2 protein-coding genes are annotated in these 2207 nt (G+C 51.7%); both read left to right on the top strand.

What is annotated here, in order from left to right:
* Positions 1–398, top strand: a 398-nt coding sequence (locus ACTF5G_RS10140) for an IMP dehydrogenase (RefSeq protein WP_438952683.1), incomplete at its 5' end; no start/stop codon positions are given.
* Positions 399–470: 72 nt separating this feature from the next.
* Entirely contained in the window at positions 471–2045 is a 1575-nt protein-coding gene (gene guaA / locus ACTF5G_RS10135) for a glutamine-hydrolyzing GMP synthase (protein WP_438952682.1), read from the top strand.
* Positions 2046–2207 lie beyond the last annotated feature (162 nt).

The raw sequence follows: 2207 nt of genomic DNA, 5'->3' as shown, positions 1-2207 counted from the left end.
TGATGGGCTCCATGTTTGCCGGTACAGAGGAAGCGCCGGGCGAAATTGATCTGTATCAGGGGCGAACCTATAAATCCTATCGTGGTATGGGTTCAATGGGTGCGATGGCTCAGACCAGTGGTTCCAGTGACCGTTACTTTCAGGATGCCAGTCAGGGTGCAGAAAAACTGGTTCCGGAAGGTATTGAAGGCCGCGTACCCTACAAAGGCCCATTATCAGCGATCATTCACCAATTGATGGGTGGCATTCGTTCGGCGATGGGCTACACCGGTAGCCTTGATATTGAAACGCTCCGCAGTAAACCCAGTTTCGTTAGAGTCACCTCGGCGGGCATGAGTGAAAGCCACGTTCACGACGTATCCATTACCAAGGAAGCGCCGAATTACCTTCGTGAATAGCCGGGATCCTGTTGTGCTGGAAATAACCCGACAGGGCTGCCTCGAGCAGCCCTTTTAGATTGGTAACTGACTATGACAGATATTCATTCACATAAAATTCTGATACTTGATTTCGGCTCCCAATATACCCAGCTGATTGCCCGCCGTGTGCGCGAAGTCGGTGTCTACTCGGAAATACGTGCCTGGGACATGGATGAAGCGGAGATCATGGCGTACAACCCAAAAGGGATCATCCTGGCGGGGGGGCCTGAATCAGTCGCCGCCGGAGAATCGCCCCGAGCACCCCAGCTGGTTTTCGAGCTCGGAATCCCGGTTCTGGGTATCTGCTATGGCATGCAGACCATGGCTGCCCAATTGGGTGGGGCTGTAGAAAGTTCCAACATCCAGGAGTTCGGCTACGCACAAATCAGGGTTCATGGCAAAAGTCGCCTGTTCCAGAATGTGGTTGATCATGTGGGCCATGACGGGGACACACTGCTCGATGTCTGGATGAGTCATGGCGATAAAGTCATCGCGTTGCCGGCCGGCTTTGAACTCATGGCCTCGACGAGTTCCTGTGCCATTGCTGGCATGTACTGCTCCCAAAAAGACTTTTATGGCGTCCAGTTTCATCCGGAAGTGACACACACCCTGCAGGGCATGCGGATGTTTGAACATTTCGTGCTGGACATCTGTGGTTGCGAAGCACTTTGGACGCCGGCCCACATTATTGAGGACAGCATAGCCAGGGTAAGAGCCCAGGTCGGCAACGACAAAGTATTACTTGGCCTGTCCGGCGGGGTCGATTCATCTGTGGTTGCCGCCTTGCTGCACAAGGCCATTGGGGACCATCTTACCTGTGTCTTTGTCGACAATGGCCTGTTGCGTAAAAACGAAGGTGATCAGGTGATGGATATGTTCGCCAAAAATATGGGCGTGAAGGTGATCCGTGTGGATGCTGAAGAACAGTTTCTTGGCAAACTGGTGGGGGAAGCGGATCCCGAGAAAAAGCGCAAAATTATTGGCAATACGTTTATCGATATCTTTGATGCCGAAGCCACTACGCTGAAAGATGTCAACTGGCTTGCCCAGGGAACCATCTATCCTGATGTCATTGAATCGGCGGCAGCCAAGACCGGTAAGGCCCATGTGATCAAATCCCATCACAATGTGGGTGGTCTGCCCGACACCATGAAAATGGCACTGGTTGAACCCTTGCGGGAGCTCTTCAAAGATGAGGTTCGGAAAATTGGTGTAGAGCTGGGGTTGCCCTACGATATGGTCTATCGTCATCCGTTCCCCGGCCCCGGTCTGGGTGTGCGCATCCTCGGAGAAGTCAGAAAGGACTACGCCGATATCCTGCGGGAAGCCGACGCAATATTTATTGAAGAACTCCACAGGGCCGACTGGTACCACAAAACCAGCCAGGCATTTGCCGTGTTCCTGCCGGTCAAGTCCGTGGGTGTGGTGGGCGATGCCCGTCGCTACGAATGGGTGATTGCTCTGCGAGCTGTGGAAACCGTGGATTTCATGACGGCCCGTTGGGCGCATCTACCCTATGAACTGCTGGAAACAGTTTCGAATAGAATTATCAATGAAATCAGTGGAATATCCAGGGTTGTTTATGATATTTCGAGCAAGCCTCCGGCGACCATTGAGTGGGAGTAGTCCAGATAGTTTAAGTTATTGATTTTATTGATATTTATAGTTAGTAACTTGTTAGAAACTACGAAAGCCAATGGTTGATTCTGTTTGAATCGCCACTAGTTAGCTAGACACTTTCCAGCCCCATTAAAATACTGACGTTCGTACTCTACCGGTGGCAGGCCA

The sequence above is a fragment of the Porticoccus sp. genome, from assembly GCF_965660005.1.
GTDB lineage: Bacteria > Pseudomonadota > Gammaproteobacteria > Pseudomonadales > Porticoccaceae > Porticoccus.
The sequence above is the reverse complement of the archived record's forward strand: the minus strand, read 5'-3'. Positions and strand labels throughout refer to the sequence as shown.

Coding starts and splice junctions, on each gene's coding strand:
- guaA (WP_438952682.1), top strand. CDS start 471: ATGACAGATATTCATTCACATAAAATTCTGATACTTGATTTCGGCTCC.